Annotated in this window: 17 protein-coding genes, 1 tRNA gene and 4 pseudogenes; 12 read left to right on the plus strand and 10 right to left on the minus strand. The window is 63.2% G+C overall.

From position 1 onward, the window contains the following. The gene (gene rbbA / locus H1S04_RS02415) at positions 1-2,739 is read right to left on the minus strand and encodes a ribosome-associated ATPase/putative transporter RbbA (RefSeq protein WP_068767090.1); all 2,739 of its coding nucleotides are present in this window, start codon (positions 2,737-2,739) and stop codon (positions 1-3) included. Beyond that, complete coding sequence (locus H1S04_RS02420) at positions 2,736-3,803, minus strand: HlyD family secretion protein (RefSeq protein ID WP_035745651.1); 1,068 nt, start codon at positions 3,801-3,803, stop codon at positions 2,736-2,738. Before H1S04_RS02420 ends, rbbA begins: the two co-directional genes overlap by 4 nt. A gap of 108 nt (positions 3,804-3,911) precedes the next feature. Here H1S04_RS02420 and H1S04_RS02425 point away from each other — a divergent pair, with 108 nt between their 5' ends. Beyond that, positions 3,912-4,718 carry a TetR/AcrR family transcriptional regulator gene (locus tag H1S04_RS02425; RefSeq protein WP_181743960.1) on the plus strand — a complete coding sequence of 269 codons (807 nt, stop codon included), beginning with the start codon at positions 3,912-3,914 and terminating at the stop codon, positions 4,716-4,718. 399 nt (positions 4,719-5,117) lie between these two features. On the opposite strand, the pseudogene H1S04_RS02430 reads toward H1S04_RS02425, so the two are convergent. After that, positions 5,118-5,417 (minus strand): annotated as a pseudogene (locus H1S04_RS02430) (terminase gpA endonuclease subunit); the annotation flags it as partial. A gap of 224 nt (positions 5,418-5,641) precedes the next feature. Here H1S04_RS02430 and H1S04_RS02435 point away from each other — a divergent pair. From H1S04_RS02435 to H1S04_RS02455, 5 genes and pseudogenes are all read left to right on the plus strand, one after another. After that, positions 5,642-6,403 (plus strand): annotated as a pseudogene (locus H1S04_RS02435) (recombinase family protein); the annotation flags it as partial. After that, the gene (locus tag H1S04_RS02440) at positions 6,400-6,891 is read left to right on the plus strand and encodes a hypothetical protein (protein WP_366521894.1); all 492 of its coding nucleotides are present in this window, start codon (positions 6,400-6,402) and stop codon (positions 6,889-6,891) included. The pseudogene H1S04_RS02435 and the gene H1S04_RS02440, both read left to right, overlap by 4 nt. Next, positions 6,875-8,494, plus strand: a complete 1,620-nt coding sequence (locus tag H1S04_RS02445) for an anti-phage dCTP deaminase (RefSeq protein ID WP_181743961.1) — start codon at positions 6,875-6,877, stop codon at positions 8,492-8,494. Before H1S04_RS02440 ends, H1S04_RS02445 begins: the two co-directional genes overlap by 17 nt. Beyond that, positions 8,487-9,002: a hypothetical protein gene (locus tag H1S04_RS02450; protein WP_181743962.1), complete on the plus strand. Its 516-nt coding sequence runs from the start codon at positions 8,487-8,489 to the stop codon at positions 9,000-9,002. Before H1S04_RS02445 ends, H1S04_RS02450 begins: the two co-directional genes overlap by 8 nt. After that, positions 8,999-9,631: pseudogene (locus tag H1S04_RS02455) on the plus strand (DEAD/DEAH box helicase family protein); the annotation flags it as partial. The gene H1S04_RS02450 and the pseudogene H1S04_RS02455, both read left to right, overlap by 4 nt. Here H1S04_RS02455 and H1S04_RS18585 read toward each other — a convergent pair. Beyond that, the gene (locus H1S04_RS18585; RefSeq protein ID WP_370470458.1) at positions 9,627-9,938 is read right to left on the minus strand and encodes a DUF5131 family protein; all 312 of its coding nucleotides are present in this window, start codon (positions 9,936-9,938) and stop codon (positions 9,627-9,629) included. The pseudogene H1S04_RS02455 and the gene H1S04_RS18585 sit on opposite strands and share 5 nt — an antisense overlap. A gap of 677 nt (positions 9,939-10,615) precedes the next feature. On the opposite strand from H1S04_RS18585, the gene H1S04_RS02465 reads away from it, so the two are divergent. Next, complete coding sequence (locus H1S04_RS02465) at positions 10,616-13,165, plus strand: STY4851/ECs_5259 family protein (RefSeq protein ID WP_181743964.1); 2,550 nt, start codon at positions 10,616-10,618, stop codon at positions 13,163-13,165. A 515-nt stretch (positions 13,166-13,680) separates the two neighbouring features. On the opposite strand, the pseudogene H1S04_RS02470 reads toward H1S04_RS02465, so the two are convergent. Continuing rightward, positions 13,681-14,145, minus strand: a pseudogene (locus H1S04_RS02470) (phage terminase large subunit family protein); the annotation flags it as partial. After that, the gene (locus H1S04_RS02475; RefSeq protein WP_181743965.1) at positions 14,093-14,677 is read right to left on the minus strand and encodes a hypothetical protein; all 585 of its coding nucleotides are present in this window, start codon (positions 14,675-14,677) and stop codon (positions 14,093-14,095) included. The pseudogene H1S04_RS02470 and the gene H1S04_RS02475, both read right to left, overlap by 53 nt. A 111-nt stretch (positions 14,678-14,788) precedes the next feature. On the opposite strand from H1S04_RS02475, the gene H1S04_RS02480 reads away from it, so the two are divergent. From H1S04_RS02480 to H1S04_RS02495, 4 genes are all read left to right on the plus strand, one after another. Then, complete coding sequence (locus H1S04_RS02480) at positions 14,789-15,013, plus strand: hypothetical protein (protein ID WP_181743966.1); 225 nt, start codon at positions 14,789-14,791, stop codon at positions 15,011-15,013. Positions 15,014-15,103: 90 nt separating this feature from the next. Further along, a complete protein-coding gene (locus H1S04_RS02485; RefSeq protein WP_366521895.1) occupies positions 15,104-15,466 on the plus strand; it encodes a hypothetical protein in 363 nt (120 codons plus the stop codon). A 101-nt stretch (positions 15,467-15,567) separates the two neighbouring features. Beyond that, positions 15,568-18,753: a site-specific DNA-methyltransferase gene (locus tag H1S04_RS02490; protein WP_181743967.1), complete on the plus strand. Its 3,186-nt coding sequence runs from the start codon at positions 15,568-15,570 to the stop codon at positions 18,751-18,753. A 4-nt stretch (positions 18,754-18,757) separates the two neighbouring features. Further along, positions 18,758-21,553, plus strand: coding sequence for a BPTD_3080 family restriction endonuclease (locus tag H1S04_RS02495; protein WP_181743968.1), 2,796 nt, complete (start codon positions 18,758-18,760; stop codon positions 21,551-21,553). Positions 21,554-21,847: 294 nt separating this feature from the next. Here the strand turns inward: H1S04_RS02495 and H1S04_RS02500 are convergent. The 4 genes from H1S04_RS02500 to phaC all read right to left on the minus strand — a co-directional run bounded on the left by H1S04_RS02500 (position 21,848) and on the right by phaC (position 25,107). Then, positions 21,848-21,937, minus strand: a tRNA-Ser gene (locus tag H1S04_RS02500). A 41-nt stretch (positions 21,938-21,978) separates the two neighbouring features. Then, complete coding sequence (phaR, locus tag H1S04_RS02505) at positions 21,979-22,548, minus strand: polyhydroxyalkanoate synthesis repressor PhaR (protein WP_181743969.1); 570 nt, start codon at positions 22,546-22,548, stop codon at positions 21,979-21,981. A 112-nt stretch (positions 22,549-22,660) separates the two neighbouring features. Then, entirely contained in the window at positions 22,661-23,113 is a 453-nt protein-coding gene (locus H1S04_RS02510) for a Phasin (RefSeq protein ID WP_181745375.1), read from the minus strand. A gap of 143 nt (positions 23,114-23,256) precedes the next feature. Next, positions 23,257-25,107, minus strand: coding sequence for a class I poly(R)-hydroxyalkanoic acid synthase (phaC, locus tag H1S04_RS02515; RefSeq protein ID WP_255435435.1), 1,851 nt, complete (start codon positions 25,105-25,107; stop codon positions 23,257-23,259). Between phaC and H1S04_RS18590 the strand changes: the two genes are divergently transcribed. Further along, entirely contained in the window at positions 25,070-25,426 is a 357-nt protein-coding gene (locus H1S04_RS18590) for a hypothetical protein (protein WP_255435436.1), read from the plus strand. The genes phaC and H1S04_RS18590 overlap by 38 nt on opposite strands. The last annotated feature ends 41 nt before the right edge of the window (positions 25,427-25,467 follow it).

Here is a 25,467-nt window from a genome sequence, read left to right on the forward strand (position 1 = left end):
TCACTTCGCCTGTTTTTCCAGGAAGGCCGCCGCCAGCCCGATAATCACCGGAATGGCGATGCCCATGGCCAGCATCGGCCCGGCCAGTTCCGCCATTCCGAAGGCCTTGGAGAAAGCCCCCCGCGCGGCGGTGATAAACCAGGTCGAGGGGTAGATCTCGCCCAGAACCCGGCCAAAACCCGACAGCGAAGAGACCGGGTAGATCAAACCCGAATAGCTGACCGCCGGGATCATCGTCAGCATGGCGGTCGCGAACAGCGCCGCGACCTGACTTGCGATGAAGACCGACACCAGAAAACCAAGCGCCGTGGTCGCGGTGACATAGATCAGCGCCGAAAGGGTAAAGCCCAGAAAACTGCCGTTGAAGGGCACTGCGAAGAATGTGACCGCCATGGCCATCATCAGGAAGAAATTCAGCATGGCCAGCGCGATATAGGGCAGCTGTTTGCCAAGCAGAAATTCCAGCCGCGTCACCGGCGTGACGTAGAAATTGATGATCGAGCCCAGTTCGCGTTCACGCGCGACCGAAAGCGTGGTCAGGATCGCCGGGATCATCAGCAAAAGCAGCGGGATGATCGCCGGGACCATCGCATTCAGGCTGCGCACGTCGGGGTTGTAGCGGTATCGGGTCACCAGTTCGAAACTGCCGCCGCTCGCCTTGTCACCGTAAAGCTGACGCGCCTGACGTGTGATCCAGTCGGCATGCATGCCCTGCACATAGCCCTGCACCGTATTGGCGCGGCTGGGGTTGGCGCCGTCGAACCAGGCCCCGACCTGCACATCCCTGCCTGCCGCGATATCGGCGGCAAAGCCGGGCGGGATCTCGATCGCCAGCGCCAGCTCGCCCGAGCGCATTCTTGCGTCGATCTCGTCGTAACTTGTCAGGGCCGGCTGTTCGATGAAATAGCGCGATCCCGCAATATCGGCGATATAATTGCGGCTGGTGGTGGTCTGGTCGCGGTCAAGGGCGGCGAAGGTCAGATCCTCGACATCCATGTTGATGCCCAGCCCCACCACGATCATCAGAAGAAGGCTGCCGACCAACGCCATGGTCAGCCGGATCGGATCGCGCTGCAATTGCAGGCTTTCCAGCTGCGAATAGCTAAGCAGTCGCCGCAGGCTGAAGCCGGATTGCTGCGCGTGATGGGTCACCCCGGCTGCGGGGGCCTCGGGCGCGGCCTCGGGCGCAGCGGCGGGGGCGGGTGCCGTCTCGCCAATCGCCTCTTCAAGATAGGCGATGAACGCGTCTTCCAGCGTGGCGCAACCTTTGGCTTTCGTGATCCCCTCGGCGGTGTCCGAGACCAGCACCTTGCCCGCATGCATCAGGCTGATGCGGTCGCACCATTCCGCCTCGTTCATGAAATGGGTCGAGACAAAGATCGTCACGCCATCCTTGCGCGATAGTTCCGCCAGAATGCGCCAGAAGCCGTTGCGCGCCACCGGGTCCACCCCCGAGGTCGGCTCGTCAAGGATCAGGATCTCGGGCGCATGGATCATCGCCACCGCCAGCGAAAGCCGCTGGCGGATACCCAGCGGCAACGCCTCAGGCAGGCTGTCGGTCACGTCGCCCAGATCGAACCGGGCGATCATCTCGTCAACCCTGGCGGGGATCTTCTCGGCCGCCATATCGAAAAGCCGCGCGTGCAGATCAAGGTTCTGACGCACCGTCAGCTCGGAATAGAGCGAGAAGGCCTGCGACATGAACCCGACCCGGCGGCGCACCGACAGATCGCTTGCATCGACCTCATGGCCGAAAAGCTTTACCCGGCCCTCACTCGGCTCCAGAAGCCCGGTGAGCATCTTCATCGTCGTCGTCTTGCCGCAGCCGTTCGAACCCAGAAAGCCGAAAATCTCACCCCTGGGGATGCGGAAGGAAACATTGTCGACCGCCACGAAATCGCCAAAGCGCTGCGTCAGCCCCTCGGCCTCGATGGCGATATCGCTGTCATCGGTGGTCCGCGGCGGGATCACCACGGCACTGTCTTCGCCCCGGTCTTCTTCGGGCAAAAGCGCGATGAAGGCTGCATCAAGCGTGTCGGCCCCGGTCCGCGACAGCAGATCGTTGGTGGTGCCGGTGGCCAGCACCCGGCCCGCATTCATCGCAACCAGCCAGTCGAAGCGCGCGGCCTCTTCCATATAGGCGGTGGCGGTGATCACGCTCATCCCCGGCCGTGTCGCGCGGATTCGGTCGATCAGATCCCAGAACTGGCGGCGCGACAGCGGATCGACGCCGGTGGTCGGCTCGTCAAGAATCAGGAAATCGGGATCATGGATCAGCGCGCAGCACAGACCCAGCTTTTGCTTCATGCCGCCCGACAGCTTTGACGCCGGGCGCGACCGGAACGGCGTCATGCCGGTCGCAGCCAGCAGATCGGTGATCCGCCGCTCGCGTTCGGCCTTGTCATGACCGAAAAGCGAGCCGAAGAAATCAAGGTTCTCTTCGACCGAAAGCGTCGGGTAGAGGTTCTTGCCCAGACCCTGCGGCATATAGGCGGTGCGGGGGCAGACGCGGTTGCGATGCGCCACATCGCGCATATCGCCGCCCAGAACCTCGACCTTGCCCTGCTGGATCACACGTGCCCCGGCCAGCAGCGACAGAAGGCTGGACTTTCCGACCCCGTCTGGCCCGATCAGCCCGACCATGCGCCCCTCAGGGATCTCCAGCGTCACATTGTCAAGCGCCGTGACCTTGCCATAGCGCAGCGTCAGGCCGGAGACCCCGGCAACTGAGCCGGTCATTTCACGACATTGGAAAGAAAGTCAGGCCAGGCGGCATCCGGATCAAGCCGCAGATAGGCCATGCCCGGCAGGCCGGTTTTGACATATTCGATATGCCGCGACAGCAGCTCGGGGTCGATGCGGGCACGGACGCGGAACATCAGCTTTTCGCGCTCATCGGCGGTCTCGACCGTCTTTGGCGTGAACTGCGCCACATCGGCAACATAGGAAACCGTGGCCGGGATCACGAATTCCCGCGCCGCATCCATGACAAGGCGCACCTCTGATCCGACCTGCACCCGGCCGACCTGCGATGTCGGCAGAAAAACCGTCATATAGACATCGCCCAGATCGACAAGGCTGAGGATCCGCCCGCCAGAGCCGACAATCTCGCCCTCTTGTGCGATGCGATACTGGATCCGGCCCGTGCGCGGCGCTTTCAGCGTGGCGTCGTCCAGAGAGGCCTGGATCGCATCAATCGACGCCTTTGCCGCCTCGACGGCCGCACTTGCATCGACCACCTGCGCCTGCGCGCTGCTGACCCCCGCCAGCGCTGCCGCATGGCTGGCTTCGGCCGAGGCCACACCGGCGCGGGCCTGGGCGTCCCGGGCGCGGTCATCATCCAGCACCTGCTGCGAGATCGCACTGGTCTTTGCAAGCTGCTCAGAGCGTTCAAGCCTGCGCGACGCGGCATCGGCAACCGAGCCTGCCTGATCAACCGCGGCCCGGGCCGCGCGCTCTTGTGCCTCGGCCTGAGCGACCAGCGCCCTTGCTGTCTCGACGCCGATTTCGGCGCGGGCAAGCTGCGCTTCGGCCTGACGTTTTTGTGCGTTCAGCTGCACCACGTCCATCTGCACCAGCACATCGCCTGCGCTGACCATGTCACCTTCGGCAGCGGTGATTTCGGCGATTCGGCCGCCGGTGAGCGCCGCGATATCCACCTCGGTCGCCTCGATCCGGCCATTGGCGCTGGCAAAACCCGCCGGCAGACCGGCGGGTTGCAGCCGGTCCCAGGCCAGCCAGCCAAGCACGGCGACAACGGCCAGGCCGCCCAGAATAATGGTGTTTCTGCCGGGCTTTGCCATGATCTGCCTCTGATTGCTGTGCTGATGGATGCTTCGCGCATGTCCCGATGCGGTTTTCGCCCTACGCTCCCCTGTTGTCAACGCTCGATGACAGGGTGAAAACCTGTATTGTCGCGCAAAAGCGGCTGCTGGTTGTTTGCTGTTGAAAAACCAGCTAAACAACACGACCCGGTGTGGGCTGCACCTTGCCGCACCTCTGCTCCGGGGCAGCATTTTGCCGCACCTCTGCTCCGGGGCAGCATTTTCAGTTTCTTCGCGTCGAAGCCACCGGACGAACACAAGCCACCCATGCCAAGGACGCTCAACTCAGCCAACTCGACCGACCGCATGCCGGGGCAGGCAACCGGGAAAGAACGCATTCTTGCATCGGCGATGCTGCTTTTCGCGCGGATGCCCTATTCCGACACCAGCCTGCGCGACATCGCCGCCGCGGCTGGGGTCGATGTGGCCTATGTCCATCGCGCCTTCGGGTCGAAGGCCGAGATATTCCGTCAGGCCTTGCTGGCGCTTGCGCCCCTCGATGACATCGCCGCAGGGGACCCCGATGGCGCGACCATGATCAACCGGATCTGCGATCTGGCCTTCCTGCGTGATCCGCGCAAGGTAGAAGATGTCAGGCCGCTTCATTTACTGACACAGTCCATCCTCTGCAGCGAGGCGCGGGCGATCATTGCGCAATTCTTTGGCACGTCACTAGCCCTGCCTCTAAGCAGGGCGTTTGGCCATGCGGATCCGGGACGGGCGCATTTCGCGCTTAGCCTTCTCAGCGGTTTCGTGACCCATCGTGCGATTTTCGGGCCTGCGGATTTGCTGGCTATCCCCGAGGCGGATCAGCGACAGATGCTGCAAACCGCCCTGATGAACGCAATGCTGCCTGGTTGTTCAGATGGGGTATTCGGCTGGCGTCCCATCTAGACCACTATCTAAGTCAGCTTGCCAACTGCGATCCTGTATAAGTCATGTTGGGATTTCCGCGTTTCGTGCGGAGATTTCAACACGATTGATCGGACGCCTCAGGTGCTTTCAGGCGGCTATATACGGTCGGTCAGATGGCCGCTTGGATCGAGTGTCGGTCTCGTAGGTAGCGCGCCCCCGCAACCAAACAAATCAACGATATCAAAATGTTGGAGCCCGACTTAAACCGTCGGGTTTTTGCTTTTGAAATTCTTGTCAACACCTGGTCAACATTTGCAGAGGCCCCCATCGAAGGCCCTGCGGATGGGCGAGTGCTTCCATTTTCCCGATCAATGGAAATCCCGACTCGGAAACAGCTTCCGTGCCTGTTCGCGGGGATGGCGCGCTGTTGGTCTCCTGCTGCCGCCAGTCGGGCGCTTTCCCGGTCTCGACCCATGTCTCGCCTAGGATGGTGTTGCGGAACGCCTTGATCGCCTCGTCCGACCCCTGAGCTGCGTCCCATGCCCGAACGATCCGCTCCCAGCTCAGCCAGCCGATCGGCGAATAGAGCGCCGAGAGGTGATACCCGACCGTGGTCGGATCGGCGGCCGTGGCGGTCGCCCGCCACTCGCCGCCTTCCAGCATCGCCGTCTTGTGGTGTTCCGTGATTGCCGCGTCGCAGCCCTCGCAGTGATATTCCGCCGTTTCCGGCTTACCCTTCTGACCGAGCCTGCGAACTCGCCGTTCGCATCGGCCCACGCCTTCCAGTCGGCGAACATCGCGGAGGTGCTGGCGCTGAGGTGCAACCCGACAGAGCAGCGCTCGTCGATCCAGCGACCGATGGCGTCCTCGGCCTCGAAGTAATCCTCGGTGGCGGCCATCACGGCGGGCGGTGGGCGCAGCCCCGTCCGCTGCCATTCGATGCAACCCTCGAGCGCCCACGCGAGGATAGCGCCACGCATGTGCGCTGGATCTTCGCGCGCTTCCTCAAGATCGGATCCTGCACGGAACTGGCGCGAGAAGTCGGCGCACGCGGCATCCGGACACCGCGCGGCAACCGGATCGACAAGAAGTACATCTACCGCATGCTCAGCAACCGCGCCTACATCGGCGAGGCGGTCCACAAGGGCGACAGCTATCCCGGCGAGCACGACGCCATCATCGACCAAGAGACGTGGGACCGTGTCCATGCGATGCTGCAGGAGAGCCCCCGGAAGCGCGCCGCCCGCACACGCGCCGACACGCCCGCGCTGCTGAAGGGGCTGCTGTTCGGGCCCGATGGCGCCGCGTTCTCACCGACGCATACTCGGAAGGGGGATCGTCTCTACCGCTACTATGTCAGTCAGACCGTGCTGAAGCATGGTGCTGGTTCGTGTCCGGTCGGCCGCGTGCCTGCGGGCGAGATCGAGGGCGCTGTCATCGACCAGCTCCGCGCCGTGTTCCGCCAGCCGGAGATCGTTGCGGGGACGTGGAAGGCGGCGCGCGCCCATGCCGACGACCTCACCGAGGCCGACGCCCGCGCAGCGCTTCAGCAGCTCGACCCGCTGTGGGACGAACTTTTCCCCGCCGAGCAGGCCCGCATCGTGGCGCTGCTGGTCGAGCGGGTGGACGTCGGCACCGATGGCCTGAACGTCCGGCTGCGCGTGGACGGCCTCGGCGGCCTCGCGCGTGAGATGTTGGCTGGGGACATGGGGGCGGCCGCATGACCCGCGGCACGCCCATCCCCGAGACAGTGACGCTCCACGCCCCATTTCGCATCGTGAGGCGCGGTGGACGGAAGGAGATGCAGCTGCCGGACGACGTCTCGCATCAAAGACGGACGGACAGCACGTTGGTCAAGGCGCTGGCCCGCGCATTCCGCTGGAAGCGCCTGCTGGAGTCGGGCGAATTCGCCACCATCACCGAACTGGCCGAGCGCGAGGGGATCGCGTCTTCCTTCCTCTCCCGCAGTCTTCGAATGACACTGCTTGCGCCACACATCGTAGAAGCGATCCTGGAAGGGAAGCAGGTGCCTGAGGTCACGCTGGAGCGGTTGCGGGAGCCTTTCCCGGTTGAGTGGGACCAGCAGCTCCAAACCGATGGACAAGGGCTGACCCGCACGAACTCCATCGACGAGTCGCACCGACTTCAGCTAAGAAGGAAGAAAAGAGTGACAACGATGGGTCCTACAGGCAACCATGACATCAGATCCTAAACCTCAAGAAAACGCTCGATCAGCTATTTTTGTCGACAAGCGTTCCGGGCAAGATGTCCTAAAGGGCTTGCGCACCAATGAAGTATTTGTTGCCATAGTTGGCCCCGCCGGGTCCGGTTCTGGGACTGCGGCAAAGATCCTTAAGGCGTTTCTCGAGGAGACTGACTTTGAGGTCGAAATAGTAAAGGCTAGCTCTCTAATTCGAGCCGCTGCCGAACGCGCTGGGCGGCCCGTGCCGCCAACTGGTGCGCGTAAATCCATCGAAAATGTCGAAATGATGCAGGACCGCGGTGACGAGCTTCGGGAGGGAAAGTTGTACTCTCGCCCAGAGGATCATTCAGCCATTGCACGTCTCGCCCTAAAGCAGATCGCCGAACTGCGAGCGACGCTTCAAGGGCAAACTTTCTCGGGTGCCCCAGTAGAGCCTGACGGGAAGCATAGGGCCTATATAATTGATTCGCTCCGACACCCTGCGGAAGTCGCCATACTCCGCGAGGTTTACCAAGATGCCTTTACGTTGCTTGGAATTGTATGTGATCCCGTAAAACGGGAGAAGCGAATCCGTGAAAACTTTTTCGATCGATCCCAATGGGGTGAACCGACAGTAAAGGAGCAGGTCCGGGATTTCTTGACACGGGATGAAGATGCGCCCGAGAAGCATGGACAACATGTCTCGGATACATTTCATGAAGCTGACTTCTTTGTCGACAACTCAATCGATGCTGGCGACGATCTTGCTTTTACAGGCATGAATGATCAGCTTCGCCGCTTCGTAAATCTAATCACGCAGTCCAAGATTGTCCGCCCCACCATATCCGAAACAGCCATGCATCATGCACGCTCCGCCCAGATGAGAAGTGCTTGCTTGTCGCGACAGGTTGGCGCTGCGCTCGTGGATGCCAACGGCAATATTGTTGCAACCGGTACAAACGACGTGCCGCAAGCCGGAGGTGGCTTGTACGGAGAGGGATTCACAATACAGCTCGAAGGGGATCAAAGATGCGCTTTCCGTGACTCAGTGTTCTGTAGCAGCAACCGTGAGCAAAATAAGATCATCGAGGAGCTGCTTGAAGAATTTCCCGAACTGATGGAGGGCAAAGATAAGTTTGAAGTGCTCAAGCGCATTCGCGGGACAAGAATTGGTGGCTTGATTGAATTCAGCCGCGCTGTCCATGCGGAAATGGACGCAATATTGTCCGCGTCAGTTTCTGGCACGTCTCCTTGCGGCTGCCGAATGTACGTGACCACTTATCCTTGCCATTACTGCGCACGCCACATCGTGGCTTCAGGAATCGATGAGGTGCAGTTCATCGAGCCGTATCCCAAGAGCAAAGCCACTGAACTACACAGTGACTCGATAACGACCGAATCCAACGATTGGACACCTCCATCGCAGGGAGGCACTCATGTCTTGTTTCGACCTTTTGTTGGTGTTGCGCCCCAGCTTTATCGAAGGGTCTTTCTGAAAGATAGAAGTTACAAGGATAAAATAACGGGCGAATTTGTATTTGGCACCCCAGATTGGGGTCGACCGACGGAAGTCTATAAGGTTTCGTATTCGGCCATGGAGGCTGAGCTAGCCTTGGAGGTCGACAGTGCGTGATCGCAAGCTCCATTTAGTATACAGCTCAACACCGTCAGAGGTAGCCAACACGCAAAGAGACGAGTGGGGGTTTCAAAACGCACGTCAGCTGCAATTGTTCGACAGCTTTGATAAAATTCGCATTGTTCTGGTGCCTATTGCTGAGATTTCTGCTCACTCATTCAGGAAGGCTATCCAAGAGAAGAACCCGTTACTTATAATTGATACGAGGACTTTTCCGGACTTTTTCTCAATATTTTCATCGACCGATGAAGCATTTTCGGATTTTCGAGCAAGAGGAATCGAATACAAGCGTATCCCATTGGAGCCTAGAGGACCTGATGGAGATGGCTGGGCGAATCTAGACACGCTAAGACGCCTCATTGGTGTGTATCTCGAACGCAAGGCGGGCGCGCCAGTGCTACTTCTTACAAGTACGTCAAAGAAATCAGCACAGCTAGCGGCGAAGGTCCCTGGGTACCTATCTCAGGAAGTCGCCGAGACGCACCTTGAAGAATTTCCGATATGAACGAAGCCGACACCTGCAGGAAGTTTGTCGTCCCGAAGCTGCAGGAAGCAGGCTGGGATGATCGCCCGCACGCGATAAACGAGCAGAGAACTTTTACTGACGGCCGAGTTGTATTTGTCGGCGGCAAGGCTCGCCGTGGCAAGCAGAAGCGCTCAGACTATCTGCTCCGATATTATCCGGATTTCCCGATCGCCGTCGTTGAGGCCAAATCCCGCTACCGGCACGCCGCGGAGGGCCTCCAACAAGCCAAGGAATATGCAGAAATCCTTGGACTTCGGTTCGCGTATTCGACCAACGGGATCGAGATTGTCGAGTTCGACTACACGACCGGCATCGAGCGGACGATTTCGGATTTCCCGGCGCCTGATGACCTTTGGGCTCGGCTCCGCCGCGCCGAGGGCATTGTCGACGACCAAGTGGCCGAACGGCTGCTGACGCCCACCTTTCCAGACCGAGCCAAACCCCTTCGCTACTATCAGGAAATCGCGGTGAACCGCGCGGTCCAAGTGGCCCTTCAGGGCAGGAAGCGGGCCCTTCTCACACTGTGCACCGGAGCGGGCAAGACTGCCGTCGCCTTCCAGATCTGCTGGAAGCTATGGTCAGCACGCTGGAATTCCAAAGGGGTCAACCCTTCCTTCTCGACCTTCTGCTGCACAGTTCGGAAGACCTCGACCCCATGAGCGCTGTGCGTTCCGAGAATGAGGCGCATCTTGATGCGGTTCTCGCGCGGCTTGCGGATCGCGAAGTCAGGCAGCCATGTCGCAGCTCCGGCATCCGCGGCTTTTTCCAGAGCACGGGCTGCTTCAGCCTCGACGGCCAGAGTGTCAGGTCAAAGCCCTGCTCGTAGGGGTGTCCAGGGATTCCACGCCAGCGCTCTGCGAACCGCTCGGCGTAGCAGTTGTCACAACCGGGACCGACCTTGGTGCAGCCCGTCACCGGGTTCCACGTCGCGTCCGTCCATTCGATGTCTGACTTCTGGGCCAACTGCTCGCCTCACACTTTTTCACAACGGTAACACGCGGTTGACTCAGCACAAAGCACGAACAGCGGCTGGGGTGAGATTGGTCCCAGCTGCAGCCGAACCAGCGAGCAACGGGCGGCGTTCGATCTCTGTTCCATCCGCCATCCAGATGGATTTTCTAAATCGCGTGCATCACGGACTTCGAAAGATCGCTTGAAAGCAATGACTTAAAGCTGTTCACCGAAAGCGCGGCGGTTAACAGGTCCGGAGAATACCGGCCCGGAGAGAACGCGTGTGCGCCCTTCGGGGCGTGGGCCAGTTAACAGCCCCTCCCGCATAACCCCCGAATACAACGGAAAAATCCGGCCGGAGTCGGATCGGGAGAACGCTTTCGCGAGGGCAAGTGGCGGAGTGGACGGGACCGGGATTCAACGTTCTCCACTGGCGAAGTCGTTGCTACAGTGGATGCAAATCTCTGATTCGAAGGGACAGACGGTATCATCAGTAGTGTTGGCGGAACTTATGAATTTGGCCGTGTCCCGGGTAGCGTTGCAGCAGTTCGCGCAACGCTTGCGGCGTGTTCGGAAGCCAAGCAAAAGATCGCACGATCTCAAGCCTCATGTCTCTGTTACTGTAGGGACGAGGTAGCGTGATGCCGATGGACTTCGCTGCTTCGATCAAAGACGAGATCGACGGTCGGCCGCTGCATCTGTACCGGCTTTCGGAACGCCGCTTCGACGAACTCGAGATCGGTCTCCGCAGCGGCCTTGGACGATCGAGGGACGGTGAAACGGCCGCGGCCTTCGTCCTATGGGCAGCAGAGCACTATCGACGGAATTTCGCCGGCGGATCCTTCTCCTGGGCTTTCCTCACGGATGAGCTCGGCCTCAGTCTCGACCAAGCTACACTGCGTGACCTAACAGCCAGAGGACTGCGGAAGCTGCGTCGCCCGCCGCCCCGCAGCAGCGATGCGGGCGTGCAGTACCTGCGTACGCTCGCCGCCGAGGGCGGGCTTCCTGTGAGGCTTCTGGCGAACGAAGGCGGCTATCGTGCGGCGCTCGTCGGCCTCGTCGCCGATCTGGAGCGCTTCGGCGCAGGCTGTCCAGAGGAGCAGGCGCTGGCCTTCGCCCGGAGACGCGCGGAACGTTTGCCGATGGGCTATCGCACCGAGGAGTTCCACGGTCTTTTCGTGCAGTTCGCTCGCGAGCTTGTCGACTTGCGCGGCCGGGCACCGCGCGATTTGGCCGCCGCCGACGTCGAGAGCTGGCTCGACCGCGCGGAGCCGGCCTGGCGCGAGCGCCTTACGCTACGCTTCGACGGGGATGCCGCCCGTGCGCTCTTCGCCGAAGCGATGACCGTGCGGGCCGGCGGCGAGGTCGATGAGCCGTTGGGCCGCCAGCTGGTGCGTGATGAGGATGGCGCCTGGCGGGCCTTCGTCGACGTCGCCCCAGCGACCCGCCTGCCCGCGCGTCTGATGGACGGTATCGATGCGGCCTATCCGCGCGTGCGCCTCGCCCCGACCGGCGCGCTGGCAGCGGCCTGCCCGGACCTGATGCTAGCCCTCGACCGTGAGGAGGGCGGCTGGAGCGCGACCAGGATCAGCGGACGCCGGACGGCCCGCTTCCCCTTCCCCCTGTCGGCGCCGATTGAGCTGGTGGCGATGGCTGACGGCCGGCTGCTGCAACCTGTCTCCTTGCCCGGCGGAGGGGCGGTCGACCCAGCCGAGGGCCTGACACTCTGGACGTTGGCCGAAAGCGGTGACGACGGCGCGGCGCGGCGGCTGGCCTGGGCCGGCAGCGCATCTCTGCGGACCCACGACCCGTTCGTCTGGGCGCTCGTGGGGGCGAATGCGCGGGTGACTTGCAGCGAGGGTCTGGTCGCCCAGCCGGGCGGCGAGAGCGCGGAGGGCCGGCTTCTGCGGCTTGAGGGCAAAGGGCGGATCGGTGTGCGCGACTGGTCACTCGCGGTCGAGACGGGCGCGGACCGCACCGAGCGAGACGAAATCGCCGCTTTCGGTGCACAGGACAGCACGGTGCGCGACGGGCGAGGGGTGCCAGTGTTCCGAGGTCTACCCGACATCGCCCTGCGCCGGGCGGGGCACGGGTTCGTCTCCCTTCCGACTCGGCGCCGTCTCTACCGTTCCGGCGGGCGCGGCGCTTGGCGGCGATCAGCACCGGAGGAGAGCTTCCTCGGCACGCTCGACGTGGCCGCGGAAGAAGACGGGAACGTGGGCGCACGGCTCCGGCTACGAATCCTGCCGCCGGCAGCGCGCTTCTCGATGGATGCCGGGGGCGAGGCGCTGAGCGTCTCCGGCTTCCCTGCCGGCTGGACCCTGCGGGTGGAAGACGCCACGCCGGCGGTGATCAATGAGGCTGGGTCGGCCCAGGTTCCGCTGCCCGCGGGCGGGGTCCGCAAGGCGCGGCTCCGCCTGCGCGCCGCTGCGCCAGATGGGGCGGAGACGCTGGACTGGCAACTCGCGCTCCCGGCCACGCGGGCCTATCTGGCAAGGCCAGACGGGTCGATCCTTGAGACACAGCGCGAGATCACGCTGCACGATCTGCGCGACTGGCGGGTGCTGCCAGCCCACGTCGGCCAGACCGACCTTAGCCTGCGGCTGGTCGCGCCCGGTCTTGGTGGCATAACGTCGCCGCTGGCCGTCCGCGTCCACGGCGAGGCGCCCCTGTCGAGCATTCGAGACCTTGTGGACGACTTGCTCTCCCATGGCGGGCCGGACGCGGAGGTTCGGCTTCGAGCGCTCGCCGACGGGCACGAGTCGCCCCGACTCCTAGTGCGGCGGTTCCTTGGCGAGACCCATTTGACCGAGGATGGGGTGATCTTGCGAACGCATGGCGCACCGGGTGATGAACGGACGTTGCCCGACCTGGTGGCGATCAACATCGACGCGCCTGGGCCGGCGGTCGCGGCTCCCAACGCGCCGCCGGCGGCGATGGGAAACGTGCTCGGGCCAGGGCGCTGGTTCTTCCTTCCCTCTCTACACGGACAGCCGCTTCGCCCGCCCCGCCCGCTCGTGGTCGAGCCGGATGCCGGACAAGAGGCGACGACCGATCAAGATGATCGTCTGCATGCCGCCGGCACCGGACGCAGCCGACCTTGCAGCCCCAGAAGGACGTGTGATCGGCGGCGAAGTAGCCGTCCGCGACCCGGAAATACCCCTGCAGCTCGACAGTATCGCCCGCGGTGAGCGGCACCATGGTCTGCAGCCAGATCGCGGTTGCGAGCGAGACGTGGGTGGCGGAGATTTCGCCGAGGGAGCCGCGGATTTCCGTGGCCCCGTTCAGCACCAGCCGCCCGCGCATGCGGGCCGTGGCGCTGGCGTTGATCTTGTAGAGCAGCGTTGCGCCGAAAAGGTAGGTGCCGTCCACCGGGGCCACGAAGTGATTATTGGCGGCCTCGAACCCGCCTTGATCGTTGTAGTCGGTGTTGTTCAGGCCGATCTTCGTCCAGGTCCCTACGCCGACGTAGTTGTCGTAGTTCGTGTATGCCTTGAAGCGCGGCAGCCGGGGCTGATCGACGATGCCGGTGGCGTTGTCGACGCTGAGTCCGTCGAAGAAGGTGCTGCCGTCGGCGGAGACCGCGAGGCGGAAGCGGTCGGAGCCGAAGAGGCCGACCAGCGCGCGGGTAGAAAAGCCGGTCTGCAGCGTCAGCCCGAGATCGTCGCCCGCGGCCTCCTTGTTCATGGTGTAGAACAGATCGCCGGTCCCGCCCTCGGCCACGGTCCCGCAGCTCGGGGCTCTCGTCGATCAGCGGGTCGATGCGCTGGCGCGAGTTCCGCTTGGCCAGTTCCACCGTCGGCTGGACCGCGAGCATCGGCCCCGGCGCCTGGTGGATGACGAAGCCGATCCAGTTGTTGCCGGCCTCGGTCGCGCCAACCTGCGCGGCCTTCATGAAAACGATGCGCTGGGTCGGATCGCCGGGCGAGAGCCGGTCCATGATCTCGCGCATGTAGGGCGTGCGCGCGGTCCGGTACTGCCCGGGCTCGGCCGAGGCGCGCGAAGCGAGTTTCCGGTGGCGGTCGGCCCAGCTCGAGACGGTCAGGTCCGGGTCGGGCCGCAGGCCCCGCGACCAGGCACGGATCAGCGCGGCGGACCCGTCGAATCCGACAAGATCGTCATCCAAGCCCGGGTCGGATCTCCGCGAGGCTGTCGAGCTGGGCGCGGACATGGGCCTCCAGAACCTTCTGCATCAGCGCCGCCTCCACCTCGCACGCGTCCCCCAGCGCCGCGGTGAGCTCCGAGGCCATAAGCGCCGCGACGCGCGCCGGCCAGGTCACCCACGCATCGCGTTCGTCGCGCGCGAGCCGGAACATCAGCGTCTCCGCCCGGGCGCGGTCGACCAGTTCCCCCTTCAGCTTCTGCAGCCGGATGCGCCGCTCCTGTGCCTTCAGCACCTCGTTCGCGGTCTTGGCCTGCAGGAAGGTCGTACCGCCGCCGACGGCCGGGGCGGACAGCCCCTGTTCCCGTAGCGTGTCGCCGACGGCGGCGACGGCGGCCTCGGGCACGGGTTTCAGCTTCGGCGCGGGCGGCTTGCGGGTCTTCGACGGGTCGGTCGTCTCTGCACGCCGCATGTCCGAAGCCGCGGCGTCGATGCTGCCATCCTCGTGCAGGACGAGCCGGCCGGCGGCCTTAGCCTTCTGGATCGCACCCCGCGACAGCCCGACATGGGCGGCGTACTGGCGCTCGCTCATGCCCTGCATCGACAGCTCCGATTATCATTCAAAATCATGTGCTTATCGAGTTGATAAGCGTCCCGGACAGAGCGAACGTGTCTCCACAAGGACGATGCAACTCACCACGGAGCCACCACGATGACCCGCCGCGCGACCGACAACACGAAAGCCCTCGACGCCTTCATCGCCGCGAAGACTGAGATCGACGCGATGCTGGAGCGGCTCGCCGCCCTTAGCGCCGACCACTTCGAGACCAGCCCCGACGAGATCAACTGGGGCCATGTCGGCACCCTGAACCACTACCGCGCCAAGCTGCGCGAGATCACCGACATGGCCTTCCACGAAGGCGAACACGCCGAGTGAGACGACCCGCTCCCGGTCCCGCCCGCCGACTGGCGGGCTCGACCTCGTAGAAGGGCCCGCATCCCGCGCGCCCCGATACGGGAGACGACGATGACCAAGCTTTCCGACACCCAAGCCCTGATCCTGAGCACCGCCGCCCAGCGGCCCGAGCACATCGCCCTGCCGCTGCCCGACAGCCTGCGCGGCGGCGCTGCCGCCAAGGTGGTCGGCGCGATGCTCGCCAAGGGCTTCCTCGAAGAGGTCGACGCCGACACGCGCAAGGGCGAGCCCGTCTGGCGCGAGAGCGGGGACGGCCACGGCGTCACGCTGGTCGCCACCGACGCGGGTCCGCAGGGCACGCATCCAGTTGACCGTCGACGGCAGCGCAAAGTCCGGCGCCGGCTTGCCCTTCGGCTCGTTGATCGTCCCCTGCTTGATGATGCGGTCGTACAGCATGAATTCTCGGGCCAATGAAGGGCGATGTCCGGCGCAAGCGGCGGAATCGGGCGTGCAAAACAAAGACTCGCGCGATAGTCTTCTGGAAAACAAGCCCTTTTCGTGAGTGCCCGTCCCGCATGTCCGACAGCCTGACCGACCTGATCCTTTCCCTGACCCCCGAAGATGGCTCCTCCATCGGCAACGGCGCGATGATGGCGCTGCTGCGCGAGCGTGTGCCGGGCCTGACCGATGACGACTACGCCGCCGCGCGCGATGCGTTGGTCGATGAAGGGCTACTGGCCCGCGGCCGTGGGCGGGGCGGATCGATCATGCGGGTGGCAGGCGACATGGAGGGTGACGAGGACGAGGATGCCTCGGACGAGGACGATGACAGCGACGACGAGGTGGACGGGTTCGAACTGACCCCCACGACTCTGGCTGCGCCGCGGCAACGCGCGACGGCAGGCAGGAAGAAGGCTGCTCGGAAGCCTGACGGGCCCGCGCAGGTGCTCAGCTACCGCCACGGCGAGACGCGGGTGAACAACCCCGAGGTCGGGATGGTACATGCCGGCACCGATCCGGATGGCGAGAAGTCGGTCTGGACCTACGACCCGCATCTCGATCCGGTGCTGAACTTCGACAGCGCGCGGGCGGGGATCGAGAAGCTGATCGACGACGCGCTGGCCAGCGACGATCCCGAGCGGATGCGGGACGCGCTGCAGGAGCTGAAGCGGCTGCAGGCACCCTATCTCAACTGGACGGGCAAGGCGGAGCGGACGAGCGTCGCGGTCGATACCGTCTCGCTCCATGTCCATGAACGCGTGGATCCGGCGACGATCCTTGCCAATGCGGCCAGGCGGCTGAAAGGCAAGGAATCCGCAACGCAGTGGCGGCAGCCGGACCTGTTCGCGGCGCCGTTCGAGAACCTGCCGCTGCGCCAGGCGCTGGATTTCTATCACCATGAAAAGGGCTGGTCGAACCGGCTGGTGGCGGGCGACAGCCTCCTGGTGATGAACTCGCTCCTGACCAAGGAGAGCATGGGCGGCAAAGTGCAGATGATCTACATCGACCCGCCCTACGGCATCAAATACGGGTCGAACTTTCAGCCCTTCACCAACAAGCGCGACGTGAAGGACCGCTCGGACGACGACCTCACCCAGGAACCCGAGATGATCAAGGCGTTCCGGGACACCTGGGAACTCGGCATCCACTCCTACCTCACCTATCTGCGCGATCGGCTGATGCTGGCGCGGGAATTGCTGACCGAGAGCGGGTCGGTGTTCGTGCAGATTTCGGATGAGAACCTGCACCATGTTCGGGAAATGATGGATGAGATTTTCGGCGTTGAAAACTTCATCAGCAACATCGTAATCCAGAAAACTGGTGGTCAAGCATCTCAGAACCTCGCCAATATTGCGGACTATGCCGTTTGGTATTCCCGAGATAAGGCCAAGCTGAAATACCGACAGATCTACCGCGAGAAAGTCGCCGGTGAAGGGCATGGCTCAGGTGCGAGATACAATCTGATTGACGACGATGATCGTCACTATCAATGGACGGCCCTTGTTTCGAACCGCCCGCCTGGCTCATTCCCCGTGGACTTTCAGGGAAAGCAATGGGGGCCGTCTGGGGGCTTCTGGAAAACCGGTGAGATCGGCTTCAAGCGGATCATTGCGGCAGGGCGTGTAAGCGGAAGTGCTACAACTCTCCGATACAAGCGTTTTCTGGACGACTTTCCAGCATACGAGATTTCGAACATCTGGTCAGATGTCGCCGGAAGCCCGGACAAGATGTATGTTGTTCAGACAGCAGCAGCGGTCATCGAACGCTGCCTCCTGATGACCACCGATCCCGGCGATCTGGTGCTCGATCCGACCTGCGGCTCCGGCACCACCGCCTTCGTCGCCGAGAAATGGGGGCGGCGCTGGATCACCTGCGACACCTCGCGCGTGGCGATCACGCTGGCCAAGCAGCGGCTGATGACCGCCAGCTTCGACTATTACGCGCTCCGCTATCCGCATGAGGGTCTCGGCGGCGGCTTCGACTATGAAACCGTGCCGCATATCACGCTCAAATCCATCGCCAACAACCCCGACATCGACACGATCCATGACGAGGATCACCCGAAGATCGCGGCGGCGCTGGCCGACCTGAACGCCGCGCTGACCGCCGCCCCGGCGAAGCCGCTCAAGCCCGCGCAGGGCGTGCGCAAGGGCAAGCCGGTGGACTTCGCCAAGGGCGACACCCTGCACGAATGGGAGGTGCCCTTCGACTGGCCCGACGATTGGCCCGAGGCCGCCCGCGCGCCTTTCGACGCCTTCCACGCCGCCCGTCAGGCGATGCAGCGCCGCATGGACCAGTCCATCGCCGACCATGCCGAACAGGAGACGCTCTACGACAAGCCGCGCATTGACAGATCCAAGCTGCGCATCTGCGGACCGTTCTCGGTCGAGGCGGTGCCGGCGCCGACCGTCCTGTCGCTGGACGAGAGCATCCCGCCGCAAGAGGCCGATGAGACCGTCGCCCGCTCTGGCGAGACCTCTCGCCAGGCGCTCTGGCGCGACGAACTGCTCAAGACCGGCGTGCGCGGCAAGGGCGGCGCCATGCTCCGCTTCGCCGAGTTCGAGACGTTACCGGGACTCAAATACATTCATGCCAGCGGGTCGCTGGCCGAAACGGGCGAACGCGTCGTTGTCAGCTTCGGCCCCGAGCACGCGGCCCTGGAGCAGCGGCAGGTGGAACTGGCGCTAACCGAGGCAGAGACCCTGCGCCCGTCGCCCAAATTCATCTTGTTCTGCGCCTTCACCTTCGACCCGGAGGCCGCGAAGGACATCGATGAGGTGAACTGGCCGGGTGTCACGTTGCTCAAGGCGCAGATGAACACCGACCTTCTGACCGAGGATCTGAAGAAGAAGCGCGCCTCGAACCAGTCCTTCTGGCTGATGGGCCAGCCGGACGTGGAGCTGCGCAAGCGCAAGGATGGACTGTGGGAGGTCGAGGTGAACGGCTTCGACTATTTCGATCCGAAGGCCGGCGACCTCGTGTCCGGCGGCAAAAAGCAGATCGCGATGTGGTCGCTGGACGTGGACTACGACAACCGCTCGCTGATGCCGCACCAGGTGTTCTTCCCCATGGCGGACGCGAAGGGCGGCTGGAACCGCCTTCGCAAGGCCGTGCGGGCGGAGCTGGACGAGGACCTGCTGGAGCAGTTCCACGGCACCGTCTCGCTGCCCTTCGAGGCGGGAGAGAACCGCCGGATCGCGGTCAAGATCGTCGATGATCGCGGGATCGAGTCGCTCAAGATCATGTCGCTGGAGGGATAAGCCCATGTCCCTCATCATCAATTCTCCCTTCGTCTGCCCGGCGCAGCATTGGGTCGAGGCCAAGGGCGGCAATCTGGAGATCAAGCCAGAACGGCGGCCTGCGAGCTATGAGGTTTTCGACGCGCGCAACAACACTAAGCGCACCGAGGTGCTTGATCTGGTGAACACGATCCGCACCCGCGTGGATCAGTGGCGCGACGACGGTTGGCCCGGCGTGACCATCGTTACCCGCAAGCTGCTGGAGCACTGGCACGACCGTGAGGCGCGGCAGCATCCATTCTATTTCTGCCAGCTCGAGGCCATCGAGACGCTGATCTGGTGGGTCGAGGGGGCCGAGGCCTACAAGCAGGGCATCGCGATCCCAGGCGACGGCGGGACGTGGGAGCGGCTGTGCAACAAGATGGCCACGGGCGCGGGCAAGACCACGGTGATGGCGATGATCATCACCTGGCAGGTGCTGAACGCGCTGACCTATCCGAAGCGGAACAAGGATTTCAGCCGCGCGGTGTTCATCGTGGCGCCCGGCCTGACCGTGAAGGAGCGGCTGCAGGTGCTGCTGCCCAGCGAGGGCAGCTACTACGACGAGTTCAACCTGTGCCCGTCCGAGGCCCTGCGCCAGAAGCTGAACCAAGCCGAGGTGCTGATCGAGAACTGGCACACGCTGATGCCGCTGAAGGAAGCCGACCGATCGGTGGTGAAGAAAGGGCGCGAGTCCGACGAGGCCTTCACGCGGCGCGTGCTGGGCAAGCTGGCGGCGCACAAGGACATCATCGTCATCAACGACGAGGCGCACCACGCCTATCGCAAACCGCCCGAGGTGAAGATCAGCAAGAAGCATGCCGAGGAGCATGGCATCGACCTCGACGAGGCGACGCGCTGGATCGAAGGCCTCGACCGCATCCACAAAACCCGGCGCATCCAGCGCTGCTTCGACCTCTCGGCCACGCCCTTCGCGCCGACTGGCAAGAAGAGCACCGATACGGCTCTGTTCGACTGGATCATCTCGGATTTCGGCCTGAACGACGCGATCGAGGCCGGGCTGGTGAAGACACCGCGGGTCGTCGTGCGCGACGACGCTGTTCCGGACGCAAAGACGTTGCGCTCGAAGCTCTACCACATCTACCGCGACCCATCCGTCTCCGAGGACCTGAACCGGGCAAAGGCCGAGCCGCATGAGGCGCTGCCGAAGCTGGTGCAGGACGCCTACACGCTGCTCGGCGCCGACTGGCGGGAAACGCGTCGGCAGTGGCGAGAAGCCGGGCATCATTCGCCTCCGGTCATGCTCACCGTCTGCAACCGCACGGAGACCGCGGCCCGCATCGAGAATTATTTCAACAAGGGCGATGCACATTGGCCCGAGTTGCACGCGCCAGACCGGACGCTTCGCGTCGACTCGAAAGTGCTCGAGAAGGCAGAGATCGGCGAGACCGCCTCATCCGACAAGGACTACGAGGCGCGCTTGAAGGACATCATCGACGCGGCAGACCTTCCCGAAACCCGGCGCCAGCAGTTCCTTGCCATGAAGAAGGAGGAACTGCTGCGCGAGATCGTGGACAACGTCGGGAAAAGGGGAACAGCCGGCCAGGACCTTCAGAACGTCATATCGGTGGCGATGCTGTCGGAGGGATGGGACGCCAAGAATGTGACGCACATCATGGGGCTCCGAGCTTTCACGTCCCAGTTGCTCTGCGAACAGGTCGTCGGACGCGGACTGCGTCGGGTGTCCTACGACACTGACGAGAACGGCCTGTTCCTGCCCGAATACGTCAACGTCTTCGGCGTGCCGCTCTCTATCTCGGAGACCGGCGAAGGCGGTGAGGCGCCGCCACCACCGAAGCCCACCACGCAGATCGAAGTAGTGCCCGACCGCGCGCATCTGGAGCTTCGCTGGCCGAACGTGCTGCGCGTGGAGACGGTCGTCAAACCGGAGCTCGCCATCGACTGGAGCAAGGTCCAGCCGCTCGTGCTCGATCCCGCCAGCACACCGATCAGCGCCGAACTCGCCCCGGCGCTCGGCGGCGCGACGGACATGGGCAAGGTCACCGCGATCGACCTTGAGAAGCTACCGGATGGCTTCCGTCTTCAGCGCCTCGTATTCCAGGCTGCACGGAAGGCATTTGCCGAGCTGAGCCATGGGTTCACCGGCACCCACGAGTATCTGGCGGCGCAACTCGTCAGGATTGTCGAGGCGTTCCTCAACTCGGACCGCCTCGACATCCCGTCGCTGTTTCACTCCGATCCGCTTCGGCGGCGGATTCTGATTGCGCTCAACATCGATCTCGTGGTCCAGCATGTGCTGAACAACGTGACCGAGCAGAACACGGAACGTCTGACGCCGGTGTTCGACGAGGAAAACCCGATCGGTGCAACCGGGTTGATGCGCACCTGGTACACGACCAAGCCGTGCTTTCCGACGACCAAGTCGCACATCAGCCATTTGGTGGGAGATTCTGCCTGGGAAGGCCACGCGGCCAATGTCTTCGAGAAGCGCGAGGACGTTCTTGCCTACGCCAAGAACGATCACCTCGGTTTCCAGATCTACTACATGTGGGCGGGCTCCCGGCGGCGATACGTCCCGGATTTCCTGGTCCGCCTTGCTGGCGGCACGATCCTCGCACTCGAGATCAAGGGCACCGACAGTCCTCAGAACAAGGCCAAGCGGGACGCGCTGAACGAATGGGTGAAGGCGATCAACGCAGCAGGCGGTTTCGGACGCTGGGCTTGGGATGTCGCGTTCAAGCCGGGTGAGGTGCAGGACATCATCACGAAGCACGCGACCGTCGCCGAGCCAGCAGAATAGAGCTCGTGGTTCGGCCAGAGCGCGACAGAGTTGTTCGATCCCGGTTCCATCTCGATGGCGCCACTAGCATCGAAGTGTTCAGGTCAGCCTTCGATTTGTTCCCTTATTTTCTGAGGCTTACAGGCTCTACACCAAAATCGGGCAGTCGAGAGGTCCGGAGAATATCGGCCCTGAGAGACCGCTTTCGGGCCTTCTGGCGCCGGTGCCAGTGCTCAGCCCCTCTCGCATAACCCTCGAAAACAATGGAAAAATCCGGCCGGAGCCGGATCGGGAGAACACTTTCGCGAGGGCAAGTGGCGGACAGTGAGGGATTCGAACCCTCGAGACGGTTCCCCGCCTACACACTTTCCAGGCGTGCGCCTTCGACCACTCGGCCAACTGTCCGTGCCCGCGCTACCTAACCGGTGTCGCGGGGAACCGCAAGATCAGAGCTTGGAAATCCGCTCCTGCAATGCGGCGAGCTGGCGGCGGATCTCGACCATGTCTTCCTCTGCTGCGGAGGGGTTCTCGTCATCCTCGGGCGACGGACCCGAGGAGGCACTACGCCAGCCGCCCATCATCGCCTTCAGGAAGGCCTGCTGCTGGCGCTGAAGCTGGTCGAAACCCGGCATCTTCGCCATTGGGCTGGTGCTGGACATGGCGGCCATGTTTTCCATCATCTTCGACTGACCCTCGCGCAGCATCTCGAAGCTGGCGGCCAGAAACTGCGGCACCACTGACTGCGCCTGACTGGTATAGCTGCGCACAAGGTCGGTCAGCACGTCCACCGGCAGCACGTTTTCACCCCTGCCCTCGTGCTCGGCGATGATCTGCAGCAGATACTGGCGGGTCAGGTCGTCGCCGGACTTGAGGTCAACGATCTTCACCTCGCGCCCGTCGCGAATGAAACGCGCAATATCCTCGAGCGTGACGTAATCGCTGGTCTCGGTGTTATACAGCCGCCGGCTGGCATAGCGCTTGATCAACAGGGGCGCGGCGGCATCAGGCTTGACCATCGGCTGTCCTCATGGATGCATTTGCAGCATCTTGGGATCAATTTGCGGCAATTGCAAAGAAAAAAGGGGCAGCCGCAAGGCCACCCCTTTTCAGATCCGTGCGACGGGCCGATCAGGCCTTGGCGACGGTCGCAGCTTTCTTGACAGCGTCCTGAGCTTGCTTCGAAGCTTTCTCAGCGGTCTTCTGGGCGTCTTCAGCCAGGTTCTTGCCGGCAGCCATCAGCAGATCGACGGTTTCCATCTGCAGTTTCTTGGCAACTTCGGCGAAAGCCGACAGGTGCTCGGCGGCGGTTTCAGCCGAAGCGTTGGCGAAGTCGGCGAAGGCTTTTGCATAGGCGCCAGCGTCGTCTTTCTTGGTGGTCAGCTCGCCGATGCGGGCGATCGAGTCTTTCGCCCACTGGGCCGAGATCTCGGTCGAACGCTCGGCAGCCGACAGCGCGACGCGCGACAGTTTTTCGTTCAGGGCCGACTGGGTCTTGAACGCGTCCTGCATCGACGAGGTGTCGACCGGGAAGTTCGCCATCAGGTCCTGCATCGTCTTGGTGAAATCAGGGGTCTTAGCCATGTCATCTTCTCCTATCAGGGCGGTCGGGGAGGAATGCCGCCGTTGAATTCCAGTGACAACAAGATAGATGCTGCGCTGCAGCATTTCAATTGTTTTCTCTGCGGCGCAGCAAGAATTTGCGCGTCGCAGAAAACACTCTGGAATCAGGGCGTTTCGTGGACATAGCTGCCCGGTGCCGGGCCAAAGCCGTCATCGGGCACGCGCGCGGGCACCATCGGACCGGAGCGCTCGCGGAGCCATTCCTCCCAGACCGGCCACCAGCTTCCGGCGGCAAACCTGGCCGAGTCGCGCCATGCTTCCGGCCCATCCGAGAAATCGCCGTCATTGGTGTAATGGCCGTATTTCTTCTTCGACGGCGGGTTCACGATGCCCGCGATATGGCCCGATTCCGACAGGATGAAGCGTTTGTCGTTCGACCCCATCTGGGCCACGCCACGCCAGCTGTATGTCCACGGCGCGATGTGATCGGTCTCGCAGCCGATGGCGCAAACCGGCAGCTGAATGTCGGACAGTCTCAGCATGTGGCCCATCATCGGATAGCCCTCGCCCACCAGCAGGTTCTGCTGGCACAGGCCGCGCAGGTAATCGACGGTCATCCTGCCGGGCAGGTTGGTGGCGTCGCCGTTCCAATACAGCAGATCAAAGGCCGGCGGCGATTCCCCCATCAGATAAGACCGGATGGCCGGCCCCCAGACCAGATCGTTGGCGCGCAAAAAGCTCATCGTGCGGGTCATCAGCGAGGCGGCGAAAATTCCGGTCCGCGCCACCTCGGCCGCGATGCCTTCGACGAAATCGTCCTGCAGGAAAGGGGTGAACTCGCCCTGCTCGTCGAAATCGGTCAGCGTGGTGAAGAAGGTCGCCGAATTCACCCGGTCATCGCCGCGTTGCGTCATCAGGGCCAGCGTCAGCGCCAGCGTGGTGCCGCCGATGCAATAGCCCACCGCGTTCAGCTTCGGCTGCGAGGTGATCTCCTCGACCGCGTCCATCACCGACAGATAGGCACTGACGTAATCGGCCAGCCCGGTTTCGGCAAAGCTGATATCGGGGTTCTTCCACGACACCACGAACAGCGTATAGCCCTGATCGACGACCCAGCGGATCAGGCTGTTTTCGGGCTTCAGGTCAAGAATGTAGAATTTGTTGATCCAGGGCGGGAACAGCACGATGGGCACGGCATGGACCTCATCGGTGCTGGGGCTGTACTGGATCAGTTCGTACAGGCGTTCCTGCCGCACGACGCGGCCCGGCGCGGTGCCGATATTTTCGCCCACCGCGAAGGCGTTGCGATCCGCCAACGAGACGATCATCTCGCCCCCATGCGCTTCCACGTCACGGACGAGGTTCGCCAGCCCCTTCACCAGACTTTCGCCCTCGGTTTCCAGCGCACGTTCGATGGCATCGGGATTGGTCGCCAGAAAATTCGTCGGCGCAAACATGTCGATGATCTGGTTGGTCAACCAGTTCAGGCGGTGCTGATCGACCGGATCCTGCATATCCAGCTTCGCCGCCGCCTCGCGCATGGCGCGGGCGTTGATCTGATACTGCGTCTTGACCAGATTGAAATAGGGATGGGACTGCCAGAGCGGATTGCGGAACCGCTTGTCAGTTTCGGCCTCGGCATCCTCGGGCACAGCCAGCTTGCCGCGTGCGAGTTGCGACTGGATCTCGGCGTAATGGGCGATGGTCTCGCCCCAGTATTTCACCTGCTGCTCGACGATGCGGGCGGGTTGCGCCGACCACAGCTTCGCCCAGGCCAGACCCGCATTCACCATCAGATCGGCGCCCGGCCCTTCGACACCCGGATCATGCATCGGCCGCCGCGACAGCGCCGCGGCCAGCCGTTGGGTCAGCGCCTCGATCCGCTCCATGTTCTCGGCCAGCTGGCCCGGAATATTTGGTGCAGCGGGGGGCGGCGGCGCCGATCCCTCCGCCTGCCCCGCGACCGAGGCCGCTTTGGTGAAACGCGCCGCCGAGGGCGCAGACGCTTCGGGCATCGGCGCTTCGGGCGCGGGCGCGTTCTGCTCACCCTTTGCCGTGCCGGCTGCAGCCGACCCGGTCTTCGCCGCACGCGGCGCGCCCTGTTTCTTCGGCTTCGGCGCCGGCGCCTTTGGCGCCTTGGGCGCGGTCGCCACCGATTCTGCTTTGGCGGTGCGCTGCCTCACCGGTTTGGCCGTCTGGGCGGCCGGCGTGGGCGCTGAAGCTTCCGTCGGGGCAGAAATGGCGCCTTTCCCCGACCTTGACCTTGCGTCATCCTTGCTGCGCTGCGGAGATTTGCGCGTGTCCTTGCTTGCCATGGCCCGTCATCCCCCCTAATTTCATGACTCAATCTTACCCGTCGGCTTGGCTTTGAAAAA

Origin of the sequence: Paracoccus sp. S1E-3 (assembly GCF_013868135.1) — a bacterium.
Lineage (GTDB): Bacteria > Pseudomonadota > Alphaproteobacteria > Rhodobacterales > Rhodobacteraceae > Paracoccus.